At 63.1% G+C, this 23008-nt stretch carries 17 protein-coding genes and 1 pseudogene; 8 read left to right on the forward strand and 10 right to left on the reverse strand.

The features are described from left to right. The first annotated feature begins 1013 nt into the window (after positions 1-1013). Positions 1014-3635, forward strand: a complete 2622-nt coding sequence (locus ACFXS9_RS11055; RefSeq protein WP_392688604.1) for an autotransporter outer membrane beta-barrel domain-containing protein — start codon at positions 1014-1016, stop codon at positions 3633-3635. A 556-nt stretch (positions 3636-4191) separates the two neighbouring features. On the opposite strand, the gene ACFXS9_RS11060 is transcribed toward ACFXS9_RS11055, so the two are convergent. Next, positions 4192-7938 carry a vitamin B12-dependent ribonucleotide reductase gene (locus ACFXS9_RS11060; protein ID WP_392688606.1) on the reverse strand — a complete coding sequence of 1249 codons (3747 nt, stop codon included), beginning with the start codon at positions 7936-7938 and terminating at the stop codon, positions 4192-4194. A 729-nt stretch (positions 7939-8667) separates the two neighbouring features. On the opposite strand from ACFXS9_RS11060, the gene ACFXS9_RS11065 reads away from it, so the two are divergent. The 4 genes from ACFXS9_RS11065 (at position 8668) to ACFXS9_RS11080 (ending at position 11521) form a co-directional block, all read left to right on the forward strand. Further along, a complete protein-coding gene (locus ACFXS9_RS11065) occupies positions 8668-9567 on the forward strand; it encodes a DMT family transporter (protein ID WP_392688608.1) in 900 nt (299 codons plus the stop codon). A gap of 167 nt (positions 9568-9734) precedes the next feature. Next, entirely contained in the window at positions 9735-10799 is a 1065-nt protein-coding gene (locus ACFXS9_RS11070; protein ID WP_392688609.1) for a ketopantoate reductase family protein, read from the forward strand. Between the two features lie 120 nt (positions 10800-10919). Beyond that, complete coding sequence (locus ACFXS9_RS11075) at positions 10920-11243, forward strand: type II toxin-antitoxin system RelE/ParE family toxin (protein WP_392688611.1); 324 nt, start codon at positions 10920-10922, stop codon at positions 11241-11243. Then, complete coding sequence (locus ACFXS9_RS11080) at positions 11240-11521, forward strand: helix-turn-helix domain-containing protein (protein ID WP_392688614.1); 282 nt, start codon at positions 11240-11242, stop codon at positions 11519-11521. The genes ACFXS9_RS11075 and ACFXS9_RS11080 overlap by 4 nt, the downstream gene beginning before the upstream one ends. A gap of 417 nt (positions 11522-11938) precedes the next feature. Here the strand turns inward: ACFXS9_RS11080 and ACFXS9_RS11085 are convergent, their stop codons facing one another. The 3 genes and pseudogenes from ACFXS9_RS11085 to ACFXS9_RS11095 all read right to left on the reverse strand — a co-directional run bounded on the left by ACFXS9_RS11085 (position 11939) and on the right by ACFXS9_RS11095 (position 15038). After that, complete coding sequence (locus tag ACFXS9_RS11085; protein ID WP_392688617.1) at positions 11939-12277, reverse strand: HNH endonuclease; 339 nt, start codon at positions 12275-12277, stop codon at positions 11939-11941. A 102-nt stretch (positions 12278-12379) separates the two neighbouring features. Then, positions 12380-14614: a CHASE3 domain-containing protein gene (locus tag ACFXS9_RS11090; protein WP_392688620.1), complete on the reverse strand. Its 2235-nt coding sequence runs from the start codon at positions 14612-14614 to the stop codon at positions 12380-12382. A 15-nt stretch (positions 14615-14629) separates the two neighbouring features. After that, positions 14630-15038 (reverse strand): annotated as a pseudogene (locus ACFXS9_RS11095) (response regulator). A gap of 195 nt (positions 15039-15233) precedes the next feature. Here ACFXS9_RS11095 and ACFXS9_RS11100 point away from each other — a divergent pair. Next, positions 15234-15416, forward strand: coding sequence for a hypothetical protein (locus ACFXS9_RS11100; RefSeq protein ID WP_392688623.1), 183 nt, complete (start codon positions 15234-15236; stop codon positions 15414-15416). A gap of 64 nt (positions 15417-15480) precedes the next feature. Here ACFXS9_RS11100 and ACFXS9_RS11105 read toward each other — a convergent pair whose 3' ends face one another. Continuing rightward, positions 15481-16149 (reverse strand): BA14K family protein, encoded by a 669-nt coding sequence (locus tag ACFXS9_RS11105; RefSeq protein ID WP_392688625.1) that lies wholly within the window; start codon positions 16147-16149, stop codon positions 15481-15483. Between the two features lie 255 nt (positions 16150-16404). On the opposite strand from ACFXS9_RS11105, the gene ACFXS9_RS11110 reads away from it, so the two are divergent. Continuing rightward, positions 16405-16815, forward strand: a complete 411-nt coding sequence (locus ACFXS9_RS11110; protein ID WP_028346327.1) for an NADH:ubiquinone oxidoreductase subunit NDUFA12 — start codon at positions 16405-16407, stop codon at positions 16813-16815. Positions 16816-17323: 508 nt separating this feature from the next. Here the strand turns inward: ACFXS9_RS11110 and ACFXS9_RS11115 are convergent. After that, entirely contained in the window at positions 17324-18028 is a 705-nt protein-coding gene (locus ACFXS9_RS11115; RefSeq protein ID WP_392688629.1) for a DJ-1/PfpI family protein, read from the reverse strand. Positions 18029-18150: 122 nt separating this feature from the next. Between ACFXS9_RS11115 and ACFXS9_RS11120 the strand changes: the two genes are divergently transcribed. Beyond that, entirely contained in the window at positions 18151-19089 is a 939-nt protein-coding gene (locus ACFXS9_RS11120) for a GlxA family transcriptional regulator (RefSeq protein WP_392688632.1), read from the forward strand. 14 nt (positions 19090-19103) lie between these two features. On the opposite strand, the gene ACFXS9_RS11125 is transcribed toward ACFXS9_RS11120, so the two are convergent. The 4 genes from ACFXS9_RS11125 to ACFXS9_RS11140 all read right to left on the reverse strand — a co-directional run bounded on the left by ACFXS9_RS11125 (position 19104) and on the right by ACFXS9_RS11140 (position 22981). Beyond that, positions 19104-19589, reverse strand: coding sequence for a hypothetical protein (locus ACFXS9_RS11125; protein ID WP_392688635.1), 486 nt, complete (start codon positions 19587-19589; stop codon positions 19104-19106). A gap of 177 nt (positions 19590-19766) precedes the next feature. Then, on the reverse strand, positions 19767-20609 hold the full coding sequence (locus tag ACFXS9_RS11130) for an endonuclease/exonuclease/phosphatase family protein (RefSeq protein WP_392688638.1): 843 nt from the start codon (positions 20607-20609) through the stop codon (positions 19767-19769). Between the two features lie 114 nt (positions 20610-20723). Beyond that, positions 20724-21605: a hypothetical protein gene (locus ACFXS9_RS11135; protein WP_392688640.1), complete on the reverse strand. Its 882-nt coding sequence runs from the start codon at positions 21603-21605 to the stop codon at positions 20724-20726. Between the two features lie 155 nt (positions 21606-21760). Further along, on the reverse strand, positions 21761-22981 hold the full coding sequence (locus ACFXS9_RS11140) for an SLC13 family permease (RefSeq protein ID WP_392688643.1): 1221 nt from the start codon (positions 22979-22981) through the stop codon (positions 21761-21763). Positions 22982-23008 lie beyond the last annotated feature (27 nt).

Here is a 23008-nt window from a genome sequence, read left to right on the forward strand (position 1 = left end):
CATCCCGGCAAGTCCGAAAAGGAAATCGCTGCCATGGCGACCGAAATGACAAGGCTTCGGCTCTTTGCCGTCCTCGGGCCGCTTCTTGCCTGGCTGTACTGCATCGCGTTTCTCGCCGCCCGGACTGACGGGCCGATTTTCGAGGATGGGCGGTATTGGCTTCCGTCGCTCATGGTCTGCTACGCGTTCTCGATTCTTCCCATGCTCTTTACGGCGTGGGTGGACCGCCGACTGTCAGACAGATGGTGGCGTTCACTCGCCTGTGGCTTGGGGGCTTCGGAATCGCTTTCGTCCTGTACTACGGTCTCATGCACGAGGGCCCCTCGGCGGCAGAGAATGCGAAAATCTTCCAGCAGGACTGGTTCTATGTGGGACTTGTGTGGGCGTTGCCCGCCGTTCTCTGTTCGTGGGCAATGGGACTGACGAATCCTAGGGAAAGCGTAGATGCGTGATAACCGTGAGCATATGGATTGATGGGCAACCGCTGTACACGCGCTCAGCCGTGAACAGGACAAGGACAACATCGGGCGGACCATCTACAATCTAGTCGATGGAAGCCAGTTTGCACATCTGCGGGAGGACGGCGCGATCCCGCTGGCGAAGGCCATGCTCGGCACGGTTAAAGAGCCGAAGTCGCGATGGGTGAGCAAGCCTGGCGCCTCCGAAAAGCAATACCTCCGCGTTCTCTATGAGCGCATGGGGTCCGGAGACATCGATCGGTCATCGATTACGGCGACAATGCACTAAACTGCACTTCGCCATCGGCAGATTAAGTGCACTGGCACCGTAATTCGAAGGAGGAGCTTGAGGAGCTCGCGCTGGAATCGTCGTCGCTCAACGAACTCGGCGCATTTGCGCGATTTAATACGATTGCCGCAATGAAGAGGAGTGTTGCATATTTACTATAGCTGAAACTTGCACGCGCAAGTTGCGGCGTGCCGCGATCGATCGTATGCTTCAATCGTTCGAACAACAGCGGGGCGCGGGGGCCTGAGCCGCTGAGGGAGAACGCCATGCGCCACGGTGGGGCACGATCGCTGCTGGTGTTGTCGAGTTTGGTGAGTCTTGCCCTCGCTACCGACGCGCGTGCGCGCTGCGTCAATACGACGACCGGAGGCCAGGCCACTGATGGCGTCGATATGCCGACATCCGGCCAATCCATCGTGTGCGATCCCGGACAGCCAAACCCCTCGACCACGACGGTGACGTCGACCCCAGGTAGCGCGGGCGTGAGCGTCACGGTGTTGCCCGGGGCAATCGTGACCACCACCGTGCGCACCATCGGCCTCAATGGAGATGCCAGCAGCGTTCTCAATCAGGGCTCGGTCAACACGATCGGTGGTAACAACGCTTTTGGCATCTCCACAAGCGGTGCGGGCAACACGCTGACGAATGCCGGCGCGATCACCACTACCGGACTGCGCGGTCATGGCATGAACGCATCTGGCGGCAGCAGCAATAGTACCTTGATCAATACGGGCACCATCAACGTCTCGGGTTCGGGAGCCAGCGGCATCCGCTCGACAGATACGACGACGAGCACGACCATTACCAATAGTGGCAGCATCACTGCGAGCGGGCTCCCCAGTACGTCACCGGCACCGACGCTCTTCGGCAACGGTGTCTCGTTGACGGCCGGCACCTTCCAGAACCTTGTAGGCGGCACGGTAACAAGCGCGCAGGCGTTTGGCGTGCTCGGTGGCGATAGCAACGTTGCGGTGCGCAACGCCGGGACGATCACCGGCGGAAACGGCACCGCGATCCGGTTGGGTAACGGCAACAATATCATCGAGATGACGGCGGGGCAGCTCACCGGCGCGGTCGTAACCGGAACCGGCACCGACCAGTTTACCTGGAGTGGCGGTAGCATCAATGGCGCCATTGGGCTCGGTGCCGGCAACGACACCGCGACGCTGCGCAATCTTGCGGATGCTCAACTCGCAACTACACCAGTGATAGACGGCGCCGCCGGCATCGACCATCTGGTGTTCGACAACTCGGCCGTCACGGGCTTCGGTCGTTTCACGAACTGGGAAGCCGCCGACCTCATCAACGGCACGCGACTGATGCTGGACTCCAGCGGAGTCCGGCTGGGCGATGCCGGGACCGGCACGGGCGCGCTGACGATCGACGGTTCCAGCGCGCTGTTGGCCGGCAACGGCGTCAACGCCACGATCCAGTCCTTCACTGCGGGACAACTGGTCACGGTGAGCAATGCCGGGATCATCGATCTCACCAATGGTGGCTCCGTTGCCGCCGACACGTTGACCATCGCAGGCAACTATATCGGCGTGGGCGGCACGCTGCGCCTCAACACGGTGCTTGGGTCGGACGGTTCGGCGTCCGATCGCCTGGCGATCGCGGGCGCGGGAGCATCAGCAAGCGGCGCGACCACGATCTTGGTCAACAACGCGGGCGGTGGTGGTGCGGCGACGCTGAGCGATGGCATCGCGGTGGTGCAGGCGACGGGTGGTGCGACCACCGCACCTGGCAGCTTCTCGCTTGGGGCGCCAGCGGCTGCGGGCGCTTTCGAATACATGCTGTTCCGCGGCGGATTGAACGGTGCCAATCCGGACAACTGGTATCTGCGCTCGGCGCTGCTCGTGCCGGTGACGCCTGCACAGCCCGATACTGTGCCCGTGCCTGTGCCGCTGCCCGCTCCGCCGCCGCCCGGCATGACGGTCATCGAGTTGATCCGTCCCGAAGTCGCAGTGCAGACCGTCGTGCCTGAGATCGCCCGTACGCTTGGACTCGCGGTCCTCAGCACCTTCAACGAGCGACGTGGCGATCAGACGTTGCTTGACAACGCGCCGGCGGCCTGGGGCCGCATATTCGGCCAATCGCGCAAGCAGGAGTTTTCCGGTGGCGTGCTGCCGAGTTTCAACGGGAGCTATGGCGGCTTCCAGGCTGGTCTCGATGTGTTGCGATTTGACACGTTTGACGGTGCCGTCCGCAATTTCGTCGGCTTCGCGGCGGCGCGCAGCCGCGCGACCGGTGACGTCAGCGGTTTCGCGCTCGGTGTCCTGGGTGCCCATGTCGGCGTCATGGATCTCAACGCCACCAGCGTCGCCGGCTATTGGACCGTGGTCGGCAGCACAGGCTGGTACGTTGACACGGTGCTCCAGGGCGATTTTTTTGACGGGACGCCGCACTCGGATCGACAGGTCGGCGCCAGTATTTTGGGTTCGGATTTTCTCGCCTCGGTCGAAGCCGGTCTGCCGGTTGCGCTCGGCCCCAGCTTCGCCATAGAGCCGCAGGCGCAGTTCACTTACCAGCATCTCGGGCTGGACAACACGCGGGACGTGTTCTCGAGCATTGGCTTTGCCCCGTCGGATGTCGTCAATGGCCGCGTTGGGCTGCGCCTCAAAGGCACGTTCGGCAACGGGGCCACAACTTGGATGCCCTATCTGCGAGGGGATGTATGGTGGCGCACCTCGGGGATCGATGATGTGGCGTTCGCGACCAACGTCGTGTCGACGGTGCGCAACAGCGGGCCCGCTGCGCAGGTCAGCGTTGGCATCAAGGGGCGTTTCACGGAGTTTGTCAGCCTCTATGGGGAGGGCAGCTATCTCACCGCTTTCGATGACAGCCTGAGGGTCTACAAGGGCAATGTCGGCCTGCGGGTGACGTGGTGATAACTGCCGAGCACACCGGCACGAAAGGTTAGCTGAAAGGATCGAGCCGCGCGGCAATTCACGCTAAAACGTAATTCGCACCACGCTGGGAATGACTTAAGTACGGCAGATCATACATCGTCCGGTTGTCCATGTCCGCTTGCCCATTACGCCCCTGTTGACGAGAGAACGCGAAACACGGCTGTTCAATTTATTCGTTCCGTCTGAAAGATCCCAAGATCCAATCGAGCCACGACCCGCTCCGTATATCTTTGGAAGGGCTCTGATTGTCCGCCTCAATCGCAGGGGAGCTCGAGCGCATTTCCCTTACGGGAACGGCAGGGGCGAGAGATCCAAGGTAAACTGCTCGTCAAGCTTCCCGCCATTAGCCTACGTCCAGGAATGTTCGCGATCGTGGCCGAATCAATCCGGCGACGCCGTCCTTTAATTTTGATCTCCTGGCGCCAAATTGAACGCCAGGAGATTGTTTTCTATTCGCGGGTTAGTCCATCAGAAATGGACACCAAACCACCTTGGATGGCCGACTTGGCGTGAACGTCACAGACGATCGGTCAAATCACGAACACCCCGTCGTGGATCCACACGTATCGCACTTCATGCAGGTCCCGTTCCGCACCAAGGTGAAGTTGCCGCACTCTGAGCACATCTCGCCTTCGTAGCCTTTGGCCTTGGCTTCCGCGCGGCGTTCGGCCTTGCTTGGGGCGACCGCGACGGCCGCGCTGCCGGCCTTGCTCCACTGCATGGCTCCCAGCTTTTCTGTCGGCGACAGGTCGTGTTGGGATTCCTGCCTTAAGGCCACCGCGCCTTCGTGCGCGTCGGAGGCGCGGGCGCTGGGGCCGTGGCCGGCGATCGCGGTGACGTTGTGGGAGCCGCGGGCATCCACGTCGCCGCCGCGCATCACGACCAGATTATCCGTGCGCGAGCGGGTCAGGCCCTTGGACAGATACTTGGTGGCCTGCTGGCCCTGGTCGCTCGGCTCCTTGCCTTCCTCGACGCCCTTGCCGAGCGCGTCGAAATTCGATTCGGTCGGATCGACATGGGCGAGATCGAAGCGCGACATGTAGCTGACCGCGAGCTCGCGGAACACATAGTCGAGGATCGAGGTCGCGTACTTGATGCTGTCGTTGCCCTGCACGGGGCCCGCCGGCTCGAAGCGGGTGAAGGTGAAGGCGTCGACATATTCCTCCAGCGGCACGCCGTATTGCAGGCCGAGCGAGACGGCGATCGCAAAGTTGTTGATGAAGGAGCGGAGCGCCGCGCCTTCCTTGTGCATGTCGATGAAGATCTCGCCGAGACGGCCGTCGTCATATTCGCCGGTACGGAGATAGACTTTATGTCCGCCGACGACCGCCTTCTGGGTATAGCCCTTGCGTCGATCCGGCATCTTCTCGCGCTCGCGCATCACGACGATGCGCTCGACCAGCTTCTCGACGATCTTTTCCGAGACCTGCGCGGTGCGCGCGGCCATCGGCTTCTCGTAGAGCGCCTCCACCGCATCGTCCTCGTCGTCATCGTCGGCGATGAGCTGCGAGTTCAAGGGCTGGGACAGCTTCGAGCCGTCGCGGTAGAGCGCGTTGGCCTTCAGCGCGAGCTTCCAGGACAAGAGATACGCCGCCTTGCAATCTTCCACCGTGGCGTCGTTCGGCATGTTGATGGTCTTGGAGATCGCGCCCGAGATGAACGGCTGCGAGGCCGCCATCATGCGGATGTGGCTCTCGACCGAAAGGTAGCGCTTGCCGATCTTGCCGCAGGGATTGGCACAGTCGAACACCGGATAGTGTTCGGCCTTCAGATGCGGGGCACCTTCCACCGTCATCGCGCCGCAGATGTGCACATTCGCGGCCTCGATCTCGCGCTTGGTGAAGCCGAGGGCTGCGAGCAGGTCGAAGCCGGGGGCGGCGATTGCTTCCGGCGCAAGGTTCAGCGTGTCGCGCAGGAAATCTTCGCCAAAGGTCCACTTGTTGAAGGCGAACTTGATGTCGAACGCGGTCGGCAGCGCCTTTTCCACCTTGGCCAGCGCTTCGTCAGTGAAGCCTTTGGCCTTCAGTGTCGAGACGTTGATGCCGGGCGCGTTGGAGAGCGAGCCGTGGCCGACGGCATAAGCCTCGATCTCCGCGATATGCGCTTCGCTGTAGCCGAGCGTCCGCAGCGCCACGGGGACGGCCTGGTTGATGATCTTCCAGTAGCCGCCGCCGGCGAGCTTCTTGAACTTCACCAGCGCGAAGTCAGGCTCGATGCCGGTGGTGTCGCAATCCATCACGAGGCCGATGGTGCCGGTCGGCGCCACGACGGTGGTTTGCGCGTTACGGAAACCGTTGGCTTCGCCGAGGGCGAGGGCGTCGTCCCAGGCCTTGGTCGCATGCGCGATCACGTCTCCTTGCGGGCAGGAGGCATGGTCGAGCGGCACCGGGTTGACCGACAGCGCCTCATAACCCGAGGCGTGGCCATGGGCGGCGCGGCGGTGGTTGCGGATCACGCGCAGCATGTGCTGGGCGTTCTTCTTGTAGCCGGGGAAGGTGCCGAGCTCGGCCGCCATCTCGGCCGAGGTCTTGTAGGCGATGCCGGTCATCACGGCAGTCAGCGCGCCGCACAGCGAACGGCCTTCCTTGGAGTCATAGGGCAGGCCCATGGTCATCAGGAGGCCGCCGATGTTGGCAAAGCCGAGGCCCAGCGTGCGGAACTCGTAGGACAGTTCGGCGATCGCCTTCGACGGGAATTGCGCCATCATCACGGAGATTTCGAGCACGATGGTCCAGAGCCGGCACAGGTGCTCGTAAGCCTCGACGTCGAAGCGCTTGGTGGTGGTCGAATAGAATGTCAGCAGATTGGCGGAGGCGAGGTTGCACGCCGTGTCGTCCAGGAACATGTATTCCGAGCACGGGTTCGACGCGCGGATGTCGCCGGACGCCTTGCAGGTGTGCCAGTCGTTCATGGTGGTGTTGAAATGCAGGCCGGGATCGGCCGAGGCCCAGGCGGCGTGGCCGATTTTTTCCCAGAGCTCGCGCGCCTTCAGAGTCTTGGTGATCTTCTTGTTGGTGCGGCCGATCAGATTCCACTCGCCGTCGGTTTCGACGGCGCGGAGGAAATCGTCCCTCAGCGAGACCGAGTTGTTGGAGTTCTGGCCGGAGACGGTCAGGTACGCTTCCAGATCCCAATCGGTGTCGTAGATCGGGAAATCGATGTCCTTGTAGCCCTGCTTGGCGAACTGGATTACCCGCTTGATGTAATTGTCGGGCACCAGCGCGCGGCGCGCGAGCTTGATCTCGCGGCGCAGCGCTGGGTTTTTCTCGGGGTCGAAGCAATCGTCGCCACTGCCTTCGCAGTTCACGCAGGCCTTGAGCACGGCCTTGAGGTGCTTCTGGTTGATCTTGGAGCCGGTGACGAGAGCGGCAACCTTCTGCTCCTCCTTCACCTTCCAGTCGATATAGGTCTCGATGTCGGGGTGATCGACGTCGACCACGACCATCTTGGCCGCGCGGCGCGTGGTGCCGCCGCTCTTGATCGCGCCGGCGGCGCGGTCGCCGATCTTGAGGAAACTCATCAGGCCGGACGAGCGGCCGCCGCCGGACAGGCGCTCGCCTTCGCCGCGCAGGCGCGAGAAGTTCGAGCCGGTGCCGGAGCCGTATTTGAACAGGCGCGCCTCACGCACCCAGAGGTCCATGATGCCGCCCTCGTTGACGAGGTCGTCCTCGATGCCCTGGATGAAGCAGGCGTGCGGCTGCGGGTGCTCGTAGGCCGATTTCGACTTGGTCAGCTTGCCGGTCTTCCAGTCGACGTAATAGTGGCCCTGGCCGGGGCCGTCGATGCCATAGGCCCAGTGCAGCCCGGTGTTGAACCATTGCGGCGAGTTCGGCGCGACCATCTGCTTTGCGAGCTGGTAGCGCAGCTCGTCGTAAAACGCCTGCGCGTCTTCATCGCTCGAGAAATAGCCGCCCTTCCAGCCCCAATAGGTCCAGCAGCCGGCGAGGCGATCGAACACCTGTTTTGCGCTGGTCTCGCCGATATAGCGCTCGCTTTCAGGCAGCAGGGCGAGGGCCTCGGTATCCGGCACCGAGCGCCACAGCCACGACGGGACGGTCTCTTCCTCGACCTTCTTCAGGCGCGCGGCGACGCCGGCCTTGCGAAAATACTTCTGGGCCAGGACGTCGGAGGCGACCTGCGACCAGAACTGGGGCACTTCGACATTCTCGAGCCGAAACACGACCGAACCGTCGGGGTTGCGGATCTCCGATGTCGTCAGCCTGAAATCAATCCCTGCATAGGGTGACTGGCCGGAAGTGGTGTTGCGCCGTTCGATTCGCATAGTTGTCGTGCCCCGTCTTGCCCGGTCCGCATTTCCTGCGGTTGCCGGATGTTTCAGTGAGCGAACTTTCGGCACCAAGGTTGAAGGCAACCTTGGGCCGGAGATCCGCAAGCTCTACCGGTGGACCCGGCCCTGTTTCTGTCTTCGCCACCCCAAGGGCTCGTCCCGCCGTTTCGGCAAGGCCAGCCCCTTCCAACTCAACGCCGCGACTCGTCGCCTTGAGCCATTCGGCTCGTTTTTTAAGGCCCGGATCGCCCCCGAATTTTGGGCAGACAAGCCCTCTATCCGTGCCTCAACCGGCTGACGGAGTGTTCGTTCGGAACCCATTTGGGAGCGATCGGCGGGACCCAGAACTTAACTCGCGCCGTCCAGCAATAAGGCTAGGCCAAACCCGTTGCGCCCGTCAAGGAGTAGTACGAGTTCCTGAATCAAATACTAAATATGGTGGAAAATGAGGGATAACAGGGGTGTTCCCGCGCCTGTGATGGTGCCAAGTATCGGTGAGTCCTCAGGGATTCCCAACCAAAAATTTGTTCCTCGCATGTGGAAACAGGCTTCGTCCCGCTGTTCACAGGGCAGGTATTTTTTCAGCTTTCGGGATTGCGTTCGAAAGACTCACGTAACGCTACGGAACGGGGAGGGCTGGCATGCCGGCGAGCCCGTGGTCGCGCCCGCCGATAAGCGGCAAGGTGAGGCCGATTCCACCGTTTTCCGTCCCTGCCGGGCTCCATGACAGAATCAAAACCGACCAGCGCGCCGATGCGGATCGCGCCCGCAGGCCTGATGTTCCTCGCCATCACCTCGGTGGGCTGGGGGTTTAACTGGCCCGTCACGAAGTATCTCCTGAGCGAGCTGCCGCCGCTGACGCTGCGGGGCTCGACCGGCGTGATCGGCGCGGCGCTCCTGGCGGTGCTGGCGCTGGCGCGCTCGCAAAGCCTCAAGGTCGAGCGGCATCTGTGGCCGCGGCTGATGCTCTCCGCGCTGCTCAACGTCACCGGATGGATGGTGCTGATGGGGCTGGCGTTGTTGTGGCTGCCGGCCAGCGAAGCGGCGCTGATCGCCTACACCATGCCGGTCTGGGCCTCGCTCTTGGCCTGGCCGGTGCTCGGCGAGCGTCCGACTATTCTTCGCGCGGTGGCGCTGGTGATGGCGTTCGCCGGCCTCGCCGCCATCATGGGCGGCAACGGGTTTAGCGCGACCGCGGCAAAGCTGCCGGGCATGGTGATGGCGCTTGGCGGCGCGTTCGGCTTTGCGCTCGGCACTGTGCTGGCGAAAAAGCTGCCGGTGCCGCTGCCGCCGATCCCGGCCGCGGCCTGGCAGATCGGGCTGGGATGTTTTCCGATCGTCATCATCGGTCTCGCCGTCGAGACCACGCACATCGAGAAGGTGACGGAGCTCGGCTGGTGGCTCCTGATCTATTCCACCGTGATCCAGTTCTGCATCGCCTATGTGAGCTGGTTCGCCGCGCTCGCCCGCCTGCCGGCATCAGTCGCCGCGATCGGCACCATGGCGGTGCCCATGATCGGCATCGTCGCCTCGGCAATCGCGCTCGGCGAGCCGCTCGGCCTGATCCAGATCGTGGCGCTGGTGTTTACGCTGGCGGGTGTAGTGCTGGCGACAAGGTCGTGAGCTTCTCCCTCTCCCGTTCTTGACCGCCGGCGGGGAGCGGTGCAAGCCGAATTTGCGGGACGCTATCTGATTGTAACGCCTATCAATTCGTTGTATGCCACGGACGAAATTTTCGGCCCGCCCGGGTCGTCGGGGCAAATTCCAGTTTCACCTGTGAAAGAGAGAGTATGGCGCGCAACATCCTGATCCTGGGGGCCTCGTATGGCTCCCTGCTGGCGACGAAGCTTTTGATGGCCGGTCATAACGTGACCCTGGTGTGCCGGAAGAAGACGGCCGAGCTCATCAACCGCGACGGCACCGAAGTTCGCATCAAGCTGCGCGACGAGGCTGTGCACCGCGCGATCTTCTCGCACGACCTGCCGGGCAAGCTGGATGCGACGACGCCCGCCGAGGTCGATCTTTCCCGCTATGACCTGGTCGGCCTTGCCATGCAGGAGCCGCAATACACCAACCACACGATCCGGGTTCTGATGATCAAGATCGCCGAGGCGAAACTGCCTTGTCTGTCGATCATGAACATGCCGCCGTTACCCTATCTCAAGCGGATCCCGGCGCTGGCCGACATGGACCTGGAGGAGGCCTATACCAACGCGCAGGTGTGGGAACGCTTCCAGCCCGGGCTGGTGACGCTGTGCTCGCCCGATCCGCAGGCCTTCCGCCCGCCGGAAGAGGCGGCAAACGTGCTGCATGTCGGATTGCCCACCAACTTCAAGGCTGCCGCCTTTGCCGACGAGAAGCACAACAAGCTGCTTCGCGAGCTGGAAGCCGACATCGATGCGGTGACGGTGGATGGCCACGATGTCCCGGTGAAGCTGAAAGTGTTCGACTCGCTGTTCGTGCCGCTCGCCAAATGGTCGATGCTGCTGACCGGCAATTACCGGTGCATCACGCCGAACGATCCGCAGTCGATCCGCGACGCCGTGCACGGCGATCTCAAGCTTTCGCAGTCGATCTACGATCACGTCGACGGTATCGCACGGCGCCTCGGCGCCGATCCGCAGGACCAGGTGCCGTTCGGGAAGTACGCCAAGGCGGCCGAAAGCCTGCTCAAGCCGTCATCGGCGGCCCGCGCGGTCGCCGCCGGCGCGCCGTTCATCGAGCGCGTCGACCTGCTCGTGAAGCTGATCTCGCATCAGCTCGGCGCGCCCAGCGCCGAGATCGACCGCACGGTCGAGATCGTCGACCAGAAGCTGAACGAGAAGATCGTGGCGGGGGGATCGGGGACGCAGTGAGGGGCCTTAAGCGCGGTTCGAGGATCGCGTGCCACGACGCAACCTGCGGAAACGCCCAGCACCGCAGGCCGGTTACAACGCTCATCTTGATCGTATCTCAAAAATGAGATATGGTCGCTCGTGGCTTGGCGGGTAGAAATCCTCAACGAATCGGTCGCTGCGGAAATTGCTTCCCTTCCGAGTGACATGCAGGCGCGATTTCTGCGACTCGCAGAGCGCATCAGCTTGGCCGGGCTAGAAAGCCTGAGCGAGCCGCACGTCAAACATCTCGAAGGGAAGTTATGGGAATTGCGGCTTACAGGTCGTGACGGAATTGCTCGCGCGCTTTATGTCACCGCGATCGGCCGACGGGTGGTGATAGTTCGCGCATTTGTAAAGAAGACTCAAAAGACCCCACGCTCGGAGATCGAGCTCGCGTTGCAGCGAGCAAAGGAGGTCAGATGACAATTCCGTTTGAAAAGATCAAAGCTCGCCTCTTGGCCAATCCGAAGGTGAAGGCGGAGTATGAGGCACTTGCTCCAGAGTTCGAAATTGCCGCCGAGCTGCTTAGGGCTCGCCTGCGCGCTGGTCTTTCGCAAGCCGAACTGGCTACCCGGATGAGGACTAGCCAGTCCACGATAGCTCGACTTGAAAGCGGTCAAACGTTACCGAGCACGAAGACACTGCTGCGCTATGCCGAAGCAACGGGTAGTAAGTTTCACGTGCGGCTGTCGGCCGCTTGATACGGCGTGCGCCTGCGGCACGCTTGGACAAGATCCAAAATTACAAAGCGCACTGCCACAGATCAGATCATCGCATGGAAACGTAGAAGAGGCCGATCGAGGATCGGCGCGGAGCTCCTAGGGCGGGTCGATGACCTAGTAAGGGCGTGGAACGCGCACGAAAGACAAGCGGAAGAGTTCACCGATTTTGTACCCATGAGACTTTCCACGATCATGGAAGTCTACGTTCATGAAACGGTGCGGCAAGCTATCGACCTCGATTTAAAGTACGCAGATCGAACAGACCCGCCGCCCCGAAGTCGTCCGTGAACGCGTGATTAGGCTTCGCTGGTGGTTAGAGCGAGAAGAAGGAGAGATGTGACCAAGCTGTACGCAGCCCGCCGTGGGGAAAGATCAACGCGGTCCTTCGGATTCGGCTCACGCCTCCATGCCAATTTGTTTCACCAATTCCGGAATAAGCTGTCTGAGCTTGCCGTGGCTTAGGAGCGGCGTAGCGGCGATCTCCGCGAGGCGCTGTTCGACGTGGCGCCATTGGTTCGTCTCGCGTGGGTCGGTGTCGCCCTTGGCGAGGTTGCAGGGGTAGCAGGACAGCACGCGGTTGCTCCTACCATTCTGACCTCCCTTTGAGAGCGGGATGAAATGGTCGATGCTGGCCTTGACCTTGCCGCCCGTCTTCATCCGGGAGAGTCCAATGTCGCAGTAGGCGCATCGTCCGCCCCAATCGAAATAGCAGCGCTTGTAGATCACGTCGGCCATTGGCCTTGGCTCTTCCCCGAATCTCTTTGTCCAAGTCGCACCCTTTCATACATCAAGTCGGCATTGAAAACGACGCCGCATGAGGGGAGGCTTGCGCCTTGTTTATCCCGACAGCGCACGGCGGACCATGTTCGCCAACTGCGACTGCCGGTACGGCTTGGTCAGCAGCAGCACGCCGGGATCGAGGCGGCCCTGGTGCACGATCGCGTTGTCGGTATAGCCGGACGTGTACAGGACTTTGACGCCGGGCCGGAGCTTCAACACCTTGTCCGCCAGTTCGCGGCCGGTCATGCCGCCGGGCATGATGACATCGGTGAACAGCAAATCGAACGCCTGACCGCCTTCGATCAGGTTCATCGCCGCCGGTCCGTTGGCAGCGGCCACCGTGCGATAGCCGAGGTTCTGCAATTGCGTGGTGACGAAGTTGCGCACCAGCGCGTCGTCTTCCACCACCATGATGGTTTCGTGGCCATGCGGCAGCGCCGTTGCCGGCGGCGGCGCGGCCTCGACCTGGCCGCGGGCAGGGGGCAGATAGAGCTTGATCGTGGTGCCGTGGCCGACCTCGCTGTAGATCCGGATGTGCCCGCCGGACTGCTTGACGAAGCCGTAGACCATGCTCAAGCCGAGGCCTGAGCCCTTGCCAACCTCCTTGGTGGTGAAGAACGGCTCGAACACCTTGTCCAGCACGTGCTGCGGCATGCCGGCACCGGTGTCGCTGACCGCGAGCATTACATAGGGACCTGGCTTTGCGTCCGGGTTGGCCTGCGCATAGGCCTCGTCGAGCACGACGTTGCGCGTCTCCAAAAGCAGCTTGCCGCCGTTCGGCATCGCATCGCGCGCGTTGATCGCCATGTTGAGCAAGGAGTTGGCGAGCTGCGATGCGTCGATATGAGCAATCGCCACTTCCTGTTCGAGAATGGAGTTGACCTCGATCTGCTCGCCGAGCGTCGGGCGAAGCAGCTTTGCGATATCGAGCACGGTCGCGTTGATGTCGACATTGCGCGGCTGCAACGGCTGGCGGCGGGCGAAGGCGAGCAGATGCTGGATCAGCTCGCTGCAGCGCTCCGCCGCCTGGTCGATCAGTTCGGCGGTCTTCTGCAACGCCGGCTCGTGCGCAAGGTTGGCTACCAGCGTTTCGGTGGTGCCGGTGATCACGGTCAGCATGTTGTTGAAGTCGTGCGCGACCCCGCCGGTGAGCTTGCCGATGGCGTCGAGCTTTTGCGCTTGCTGCAGCTTGTGCTCGGTTTCGCGCGACCCCGTGATGTCGTGGTAGACCAGCGCTGCTCCGCTGATGGCACCCGAGGCATCGCGCAGCGGCCGGCCGCTGATCACGAGGTGAACCGGCGGATCGCCGCTAACCGGGCGCAACACGATTTCGCTGGCGTCGAACGCTTCGCCGCGCAGCGCGCGCGAGGCGGGCATGTCACGGACAGGTAGCGGCGTGACGCCGTCGGCATGGAAAACCGCGCTGAGCGACCGTATTTGCTCGACCGTCATGCCCGGCCGGTAGCGCAGCATCTTCTCGGCGGCCGGGTTCGAGAGCAAAACCTCGCCCCTGGTGTCGATGACGAGCACGGCCTCCGCCATGCTGTGAAAGGTGCTGCGCAAGACGGCGGCCGAAAGCCTGAGTTCCTCATGCGCGGCAACCAGATGTTCGGTGCGCTCGGCGACCGCGGCCTCCAGCGCCTCGTTGGTGGCCTTGGTGGCGCTCAGCGAATCCTGCAGTTCCCGGCGCGAGCGGCGGGTTGAGATCGTCAGAAGAGTGGCGAGGAACAAAATCAGCAGGACGCCGGCGAGATCGATCGCCAGCAGGAGCGTCCCGTTGGTTTCGGATTCGGCGCGTCTAGCATAAAGCAGTCTGCGCTCTTCCGCGACCGCTTTCTCGAGGTTTCCGGTGATTGCGGCCGTCGCCGCACGGTCCTCCTGGTTGACGAGCGCCGCGACAGCGGCGCCATCTCCCGCGGTCCGGAGCCTGATCAACTCGCCATTGAAGGCAATCTGCCGCTCGACCAGTGCCTTGGTTTCCTCGATCAGCCGCTTTTCGGTGGGATTATCCTTGACCGCCTCGACCAGTGCCGCCAGCGCCGGCAGGGTCGCGTCGCTGGCCTCGCGGTATTCCCTGGCGAATTCCTGATCGCCCGATAGCGCAAAGGCGCGCGCCGCGCTTTCCGTCCGGCGCAGCAGCGGGCGCATATCCGAGATTTTGCTGAGAATTCCAAGCGCACGGTCGACCGAGGCTGCGTCGGACCGCGACTTGAGATCGAGACCGATCGAGGCAGCGCCGATAATGAGGAGGATCGCGAGGCCAATTCCGAGAATGATACGCTGCGAGGGCATTGCCAGTTGTTTACTTCACGATTTCGACTGCTGCGCGGAAGCTTTCGGCTTGGTGATGCATTGATTGACCGAGGTCAACAACGCGTCCGGCGTGAACGGTTTGCGCAGGCAGCATGCCGCGCCGAGCTCGATGGTCATCCGCAGGAAATCCGGTGCGCGTTCGGTGTTGGCGAAGGCGTAGCCCGACATCGCGATAACAGGTACATCCGGCTTGCGCTCGTGGAACATCCGGATCGATCTCGAAGCCGCGCATATGCGGCATGAACACATCGATCAGCATGACGTCGAAATCGGAAGTTTCGAGCGCGCGCATTCCCGCTTCACCACCGTCGGCAACGGTGACCTCGAAACCCTTGCGCGTCAGACAAACCTCGATGGCAACGCACACCACCGGGTCGTCATCGACCACGAGAACGCGCGGCACGATGATTCCCTCTTCCTCGGGGCGCGGCGGCAAGTCGCACGTCCCATGTGACGATTAAGTCGAAACATCGACAGGTCGTCTGCATGGCAGAGTGCCCATAAAAGCTGCCGAGGGCAATTCCGTTTCGCTGTATCAGAACGATAACAAATTCAACCGCCGGTTCCGGACCCAATCCCGTCATGTCGCCAATCAACCATGCGAGGAGCCGAATGGCCGCCGTTGTCCGCGCGCGGCGCCTGTGCGGCATCGTTCGGCGCCGCGGCATTGGCGCTGTTTGCGCTCGCAGCGGCAGCGATGCTGGGCGAGCCGCTCGGCCTGCGCGAGATCGCGGCGCTAGTATTCACGCTCGGCGGCGTCGCGGTGGCGCTGCGCTCGTAAGTAATTTCAACAAAAAAAGGGCGGCGCACCGGAATGCGCCGCCCTTCGAACTCACGATGTCCTGCTATGGCGCCGGGCAGGGATGACGTTGCCCGTCATAACCGAGATACGTTCCTGACGCCGGGTCGTAGGACTTGTACCTCCGCATGCAATACGCGACGGCATCATCATCGGCCACGGGCGCTGCGGCGACTACGGCGTCGTCGTAATAATAGGGGTCATCGTAATAGGTGCTACCGTAGTAGCCGTAGGCCGACCCGATACCGGCACCGATCGCGAAGCCCGGCCAGAAGCCGTGACGGTGGCGATGAAAATGACCGCCGTGCCAGCGGCCGCCAGCATAGTAATTCCCCCGACCACCGCCGCCCACGATGGCTGGGCCGCCGACGCCTGGACTCGGGCGGAATCCGGCAGAAGGTGCGCCTACGGCAACAGCTCGATCGCCCCCAATCGCAGCGCCGCCGGCTCGAACGCCGCCGCCACCGACCGCCAAGCCGCCGCCTCTCATGCCGCCGCCGCCGATAGCTGCACCGCCACCGCCGCCACCTCTCATGCCGCCACCGCCACCGATAGCTGCACCGCCGCCACCGCCACCGATAGCCGCGCCGCCACCGCCGCCGCCACCCCTCGCGCCACCGATAGACTGCGCCTGAACGGCGCTGAGGCTTGGCGCGAGCAGCGGCAACACAAGCGCCATCGCTGCCGCGGTACTCAAAACCCTTAGACTGATCATTTTAGGCTCCATTTCCGGGATATAGGCCCTAACCAGCTTAAGGGGCGGACGTTCCAGAGCCCGCGCGTTGATTGCAGGTGAATTCAGCCTGTCGGATCGCGGAACTGTATCGGGATGAACGGATTGCGCCGATTCCGCGACCATGGACGGGCGGCAAGCGCCGTCCGGCAGGGCCGGAATGTCAGCCTCTGTCTGGACAATCCGTCCGGCCGGTGGCATCAGAGCGGCACGATATCTCGAACCGGCCGAGCCCTCATGAAGCTGTTTCTGCTGAAATTTTTCACTTGGTGGAACGGCCAAACGTTCGGCACGCAATTGTGGACGTGGCGGTTCGGCGAATTGGTCGGCCAGGACGAGCAGGGCAACCGCTACTACCGCACCAAGGGCGGCAAGATTGATCCGACGCTGGGTTTCGAGCGTCGCTGGGTGATCTACAACGGGCTTGCCGAGGCGAGCCGGGTGCCGCCGTCATGGCATGGCTGGCTGCATCACGTTGTCGATACCGCGCCGACCGAAGAGAGCTACACGCCGCGCGAGTGGGAGAAGCCACACGTTCCGAACCTGACCGGCACGCCCGCCGCCTACCGCCCCTCCGGCTCGACGCTGGCAAGCGGCCGCCGCCCCAAGGCGACCGGCGACTATCAGCCCTGGACGCCGGGAAGCTGAGACGATCGTCATTCCCGCGCGTCGCGGGCATGCCGCGGTTGCAGGCGCCTTAGACCAGAATCATCGACCCTGTGAATAATGGGATCAGCGGGGACATCCGCCGCAGCCGCCTTGCGTCATCCGCGTTATCGAGGCTCAATGTAGCCATCTTACGGAGATGGGAAACCATCGCGTCGGTGTCGGGCTCCAGTCGCGACTGCCCCGATTTGCAGCGGTCACCGAGTAGGACACGGCCGGGAGATAGGCCCCCGGTGCAGAGGTTCTGAAATCGCCCGCTAATGTGTGGCTGCCGTAGGACAGGAAAGGCCGTCTGGGAAACCAGGCGGCCTTTTTCTTGTTACTGCCAGTTGCTCCGTGTCGCGGACGCGGTGCAGCGTTCTCCCGGCGATGCGAAGCATCGTCCGGTACGCTGCTCCGCAGAGCCGGGACCTATTCAGACGGGTCCCGGCTCTGCGTCGCGTCACTTCGTGCCGCGCCGCGTCCGGGACACGATTGCAGAGGCACAGCGCTACCCCAGCCGTGCGGCGGCGCGGTCGATCATCTCGCCGCGGCGGATCTGCGCTTGCGCAATCCGGTCCTTCATGACGGCCAGCACTTCCGGCGGGGCGGTGTCGGGTGAGCCGGAATTGAACGGCGGCGCCGGGTTGTATTCGAGCCGGAGCTGGATCGCCTCCGCGGTCTTCTGATCGTGCAGCAGCGCAACCAGCGTCAGCGCGAAATCGATCCCCGCGGTGACGCCGCCGCCGGTGACGCGATTGCCGTCGACGCAAACGCGCGTCCTGGTCGGGATCGCACCGAACGCGCTCAGAAAATCCATCGCCGTCCAGTGCGTCGCTGCGCGAAAACCCTTGAGCAGGCCGGCGGCGCCCAGCACCAGCGATCCCGTACAGACGGAAGTGATATATTTCGCGCCAGGCGCCTGCTTGCGCAGGAAGGCAAGCATCTCCTCGTCGTTGATCATGTCGTCGGTGCCGAACCCGCCGGGCACGCAGATCACGTCGAGCTGCGGACAGTCGGCAAAAGTCGTGGTCGGCGTCAGCACCAGCACGGAATCGCTCGTCACCGGCTCAATCCGTTTCCAGATCAAATGCACGTTGGCACCGGGCAGGCTGGAGAACACCTGCAAGGGACCGGTGAAGTCGAGCTGGGTGACGCGCGGAAACAGCACGAGACCGATCTGAAGTGGCGTGGACGGTTGAGATGGCGCGGACATCGTGACCTCCGGAAAATTTGGCTTGACGAAGGGCATCCTGCCATGGTCGCTTCTTGTCCGAAATGGCATAATTCCCTCATTTCAGGACATCTCATTTCATCGGCCCAAAACAGGCAAGCATCATGATCGGCGTTCTCGTGTTTCCGGATTTCCAGTTGCTCGACGCGGCCGGGCCGATATCGGCGTTCGAGATCGCGGCGCGCTTTGCCGAGGGGGCGCCCGCGATCCGGGTTCTGGCGGTGACGCCGGGGCCGGTGCGCTCGTCGTCGGGCGTCGAAATCGTTGCGAGAGGTTTGAAGTCGGCATCTGCGATCACGACGCTGATCGTCGCCGGCGGCGAGGGCGTGCGGCAAGCCGCCGCCTGCGAGAAGACGATCGGCTTCGTGCGCATGATTGCCAAACGCGGCATCCGCATCGCCAGCGTCTGCTCCGGCGCCTATGTCCTCGCAGAAACCGGCCTGCTCGACGGACGCCGCGCCACCACGCATTGGCAGCGCACGCGGCATTTTCTGAAAACCTATCCGCAGGTGAAACTGGAGCCCGACCGCATCTTCGTGCGCGACGGCGATGTCTGGACCTCGGCGGGAATATCGGCCGGCATCGATCTGTCGCTGGCGATGATCGCGGAGGACTATGGCGACGAGATCGCGCAGAAGACCGCGAAGCAACTCGTGCTCTATCACCGCCGCAGCGGCGGCCAGTCGCAATTCTCCTCGCTTCTCGAACTGAAGGCGCCGAACGGCCGCTTCGGGCCGCTGCTGGCCTGGGCGCGCGAAAACCTCGATGCGCCGCTCACCGTCGAGGATCTTGCCGAGCAGGCCGGCATGAGCTCGCGGCATTTCACCCGCGCCTTCATGGCCGAGACCGGCACCACGCCGTCAAAGGCGGTGGAGCGGCTGCGCATCGAGGTGGCACGGCAACGCGTGCAGTCCTCCAGCGAGGCGATCGAGCGCGTGGCGCAGACCACCGGCTTCCGCGACCCCGAGCGGATGCGCCGCGCCTTCATCCGCGCCTTCGGCCAGCCCCCGCAATCGCTGCGCCGCGCGGCGCGGGCAGGGTAGGTGAACGGAAGCCGCTACCTCCGGAAATCCACCCGGCCTTGCGCAAAGTAGCCGTCTATTCGCTGATCGCTCACCACCAGGCCGACCCAAGGCACCGTGATCTCCGGGTTGTTCAGGTTGATATACTTGCCCACAAGCCGTCGCGGACCTTCGCGCCGTGCCTCGATCAGTCCCCGGCGTGCGCCGGAATTCCAGTCGAACAACAGGTACACGCGGTCTCCCACGGTTCTTGCTTCGCCCCGGCCCTGTTTCCATTTATCGGGGGCATCGCCAGGTATGGTTGGGTCCGCAGCACCCTTCCAGCGGCTCGACCACTCACCATCGATCGTGCCGCGCTGGTAGCTCGCATCTCCAGGGCTCCATGGCTTTGCATTCTCGTCGGTGGCGGATTCGTCCGGCATCGTGATGCGGGCGAACTGCATCACGTCGTCATCACCGGGATTTGGAACGTCCATGACGCCGAACGGATTTCGGGTCGTCAGATCGCTTTCGGATTTCATGGGCCTTCTCCAACTGCAATCGCCTTGCCTTGGTTCAGCGGCACGGCTTGGTTCGTGAGCGTTCGGGATCGCAGGATGAAGGCGTCGCCGCCGCCCGATTCCCGAAGGAACCGCGGTGGTGATGCTGCCAGAGCCGATTTCGAACAGTGCCCAGCGGCAAGGGCCAGGGTAACCTCCTCACGCGGAGGGAGCGGCGCTGATTTCCAGATCGGCCACGACGCCGAAATGGTCGCTGGGCCAGATGCCGTCGACCGCCAGGTCGAATGCGAGCGAGGCGGCCTGAACCTCGCAGCTCGCGTTCGGGTGGACGTCCCAGGAGCCCACGAACACGTAATCGACTCTGCGCTGATGACGCGGCTGACGGACGATCCTGCCGATCTCCGACTGTGCATTTGGATTGTCGATGCTCCAGGTATAACCTTGACCTTCGCCTGCGACTTCCCAGGCGTCGTGATACTTGACGCTTCGTCCGCCGAGCGACTGCAGTCCGGTAAGGTAGCGAATGCTGGCTGCGTCAGGCGTTGCGTTGAAGTCGCCGGCGATGATGGTGGGAAGCGGCTGCCGGTGACGCGCGTCGAGATCCGTCAGCGCAACGACCTGCCGTTCCCGGGCCGATTCCGCGCAGAGCCGCCACGAGGTCGTAGCGGCGATGAACAAAAGATCGCCTTCGCCGGGCAGCGGCACCGTTACTGCCAGCGAACACCAGGGGACATCGTTCGCATCCGACATGCGCAGATCGAGGACTTCCTCGACGCGATGCGGCCATCGCGTCGCGATGGCGCTTCCGCCAAAACGATCGGCATGGGGCGGGACGGTGCGCAGCACGTCAGCCTGATGCGTTCCATGCAGACCGGTGTCGTGGATCAATTCGTCGAGTTGCGAATGGTCCGGCGTTTTGACCACTTCCTGGAATGACACGAGATCGGGAGCCAGCCGGCGCAGTTCCAGATTGATCAAGCCGGTTCGCTTCGGATCGCCCTGCCGATTCCAGACGTTGAGCGTGACGACGCGTAGCCGCATCCTCGTAAGCCGGCTTCATGAACCAAGCAAGATGAACCAAGCAAGATGAACCAACCAAGACAACGTCCGCTGGAGCGGTTGGTTCAGCGCTTGTCGGCGGCCGTCTGTGCTGGCTCAGGCAACGTCGGCTTGCGCGCTCTGCGTTTCCTCGGTGAGCAGGGCGTCAAGATCGACAAGCTGCGGATCGTCGTCCTGCGGTTCGCCGTTTCCTGCGCTGCCGTGAAGATGCATCAACGTCTGCACGCGGCGGGCATTGAGATGGTCTACGTGCTGATGCTGCAGCGCTACCGGCAGCAGCGCCTTGGGCAACCCAACCAACGCAAAGGCGGGAACTTTGCGCACCTTGCCGTCCTCGCGCCAACGCAGGGGATGGAGGGTGTACATCAATTGCCGTTCGGTCTCTCCCGATCGCGGCTGCTCCGAGAGGGATGGCGCGGGGTTGGCGAGGTTGGCGTTGCCCGCGCGCGTGCGCACCGCGGCGGAACGCAGCTCCCAGCAGATCAAGTCCGCCGCCGCGCGGACTTCGCTACGCACCGCATCCACGCTGGCCGAGAACCGGGTGGCTTCGGGTATCGACAGCGAGCTTTTTGTAACGGCTTCGACGAGCGTTGTGGCGCCGGCTTCGAATCCGGGCGCAGCCCGCTCGATCGCCGCAGCCATCGCCTCGATCTCGTCAGCCAGCGCGTCGCGGTCGCGCTGGGTCTTGGCATCAGCGAGCGCGCGCTCGGCCGAGGCGACCTGATCGTCAAATTCCACCAATTCGGCGCGCAACGTCTTGGCGCGGTCTTCGACGGCGCGCATGCTGGCTTCGGCTCGATCGAGCCGGGAATTGTCGGCACCGGCTACCGCCAGCCGTTCGGCGGCGGCACGCTTTTCCGCAAGTTCCGATTCGGCGACGCTCAACCGCTCGGCCAACTTCTGCCGCGCCGTCAGCTTGTCCTTCAGCGCAACCTCGAAGCGCTCGATCGGGCCGAGCTCGCGCCTGAAAAATGCCATTGCATTCACCTCGCGGATTGCTGCCGAATCACCGGCAGAGTTGTTGCGTGCGAGAGCTAGTCGGAAACTTGGATAACATTGCGGCCTGAGTCGGTACAGCCCAGCCGGCCAATGGATGATCGCCGACACAAGGCCGGCAACCACCTTCGACCGCGCTAAACCCGCGCGTCGGGACGCCAGCCAAGGATAGCGAGCATCACCAGGAAACCGACGACGTAGGCTACCGCCACCGGCCAGCCATGCCTAACCCAGCGTCCGACGGACTTCGCCTCCGGATACATGTTCGACAAGGCGACGCCGGCCGATGAACCGAACCAGATCATCGAACCGCCGAATCCGACGGCGTAAGCCAGGAAGCCCCAGTCATAGCCGCCCTGTTTCAGGGCGAGCGCGGTGAGGGGAATGTTGTCGAACACCGCGGAGACGAAGCCCAGTCCAAGCGCGGTCGGCCATGACGCCACCGGCAGCCGCTCGACCGGCATAAGGGAGGCCGCCGTGACGAGGGCGAGCAGGAAGATGGTTCCTTTGAAGGTTTCCGGCATCACCTTCCAATCCGGCGCGCGTAATCCTGCCGTGAGCAGGATAGCCGCCCAGACCGCGATGCCCAGAACCGGAACCGTATCGAGCAGCGCGGGAAATTTCAGGTTTGCCGTGACGTTTGCCACCAGCGCTGCGGCGAGGATGACCGCGACAATGAACACCCGGGTCGGGTCGATCCTGAGCCCCCTCGGCGCCTCTTTCTGAATTGGCGAATAGCGGTGCTGCTGGATCGACGCCGGCACCGCAAAAATCAACATCGCGACGATGGCGGCGATGTAGGCTTCGACAACGGCGAGCGGACTGACGCCGGCGATCCACATCATGGTGGTGGTGGTGTCGCCGACGACGCTGCCGGCGCCGCCGGCGTTCGAGGCCGCGACGATCGCTGCGAGATAGCCGATGTGAACCTTGCCGCGGAACACGTGGCGCGCGACGGTGCCGCCGATCAGCGCCGCGGCGATGTTATCCAGGAAGCTCGAGAGCACGAACACAAGGACGAGCAGCACGACGCCGCCCTTCCAATCGTCCGGCAGCAATGCCGGCATCTCGTCCGGAATCCGGCTCTCTTCGAAATGCCGGGACAGCAGCGCAAAGCCCATCAGCAGCAGGAACAGATTGCCGAGCGTAACCCATTCATGGACCATGTGGTGGCCGAGGCCATTGAGACCCGCACCGTATTTGAAGCCGGTGAAGATCAGCTTGTAGATCACGATGGCGGCCAGTCCCGTCAGCGCAACGGGCAGCGTGTGATGATGGAACAGCGCGACGCCGAGCAGCGTCAGCGCGAACAGTACAAAATCGACGGGTATGCCAAATAGGAGAATTGGTTCGATCACAGCGGCCCCAAATGTGCGCAGGAGAGA

It is taken from the genome of Bradyrhizobium sp. RDI18 (assembly GCF_043203335.1).
Lineage (GTDB): Bacteria > Pseudomonadota > Alphaproteobacteria > Rhizobiales > Xanthobacteraceae > Bradyrhizobium > Bradyrhizobium retamae.

Bases quoted from the DNA above. Each gene is read 5' to 3' on its own strand.
- ACFXS9_RS11085 (WP_392688617.1), bottom strand. From the start codon at position 12,277: ATGGCCGACGTGATCTACAAGCGCTGCTATTTCGATTGGGGCGGACGA.
- ACFXS9_RS11115 (WP_392688629.1), bottom strand. From the start codon at position 18,028: ATGTCCGCGCCATCTCAACCGTCCACGCCACTTCAGATCGGTCTCGTG.
- ACFXS9_RS11135 (WP_392688640.1), bottom strand. From the start codon at position 21,605: ATGGCATTTTTCAGGCGCGAGCTCGGCCCGATCGAGCGCTTCGAGGTT.
- ACFXS9_RS11060 (WP_392688606.1), bottom strand. From the start codon at position 7,938: ATGCGAATCGAACGGCGCAACACCACTTCCGGCCAGTCACCCTATGCA.
- ACFXS9_RS11065 (WP_392688608.1), top strand. From the start codon at position 8,668: ATGACAGAATCAAAACCGACCAGCGCGCCGATGCGGATCGCGCCCGCA.
- ACFXS9_RS11070 (WP_392688609.1), top strand. From the start codon at position 9,735: ATGGCGCGCAACATCCTGATCCTGGGGGCCTCGTATGGCTCCCTGCTG.
- ACFXS9_RS11090 (WP_392688620.1), bottom strand. From the start codon at position 14,614: ATGCCCTCGCAGCGTATCATTCTCGGAATTGGCCTCGCGATCCTCCTC.
- ACFXS9_RS11120 (WP_392688632.1), top strand. From the start codon at position 18,151: ATGATCGGCGTTCTCGTGTTTCCGGATTTCCAGTTGCTCGACGCGGCC.
- ACFXS9_RS11055 (WP_392688604.1), top strand. From the start codon at position 1,014: ATGCGCCACGGTGGGGCACGATCGCTGCTGGTGTTGTCGAGTTTGGTG.
- ACFXS9_RS11130 (WP_392688638.1), bottom strand. From the start codon at position 20,609: ATGCGGCTACGCGTCGTCACGCTCAACGTCTGGAATCGGCAGGGCGAT.
- ACFXS9_RS11100 (WP_392688623.1), top strand. From the start codon at position 15,234: ATGCGAGGAGCCGAATGGCCGCCGTTGTCCGCGCGCGGCGCCTGTGCG.
- ACFXS9_RS11110 (WP_028346327.1), top strand. From the start codon at position 16,405: ATGAAGCTGTTTCTGCTGAAATTTTTCACTTGGTGGAACGGCCAAACG.
- ACFXS9_RS11125 (WP_392688635.1), bottom strand. From the start codon at position 19,589: ATGAAATCCGAAAGCGATCTGACGACCCGAAATCCGTTCGGCGTCATG.
- ACFXS9_RS11080 (WP_392688614.1), top strand. From the start codon at position 11,240: ATGACAATTCCGTTTGAAAAGATCAAAGCTCGCCTCTTGGCCAATCCG.
- ACFXS9_RS11105 (WP_392688625.1), bottom strand. From the start codon at position 16,149: ATGATCAGTCTAAGGGTTTTGAGTACCGCGGCAGCGATGGCGCTTGTG.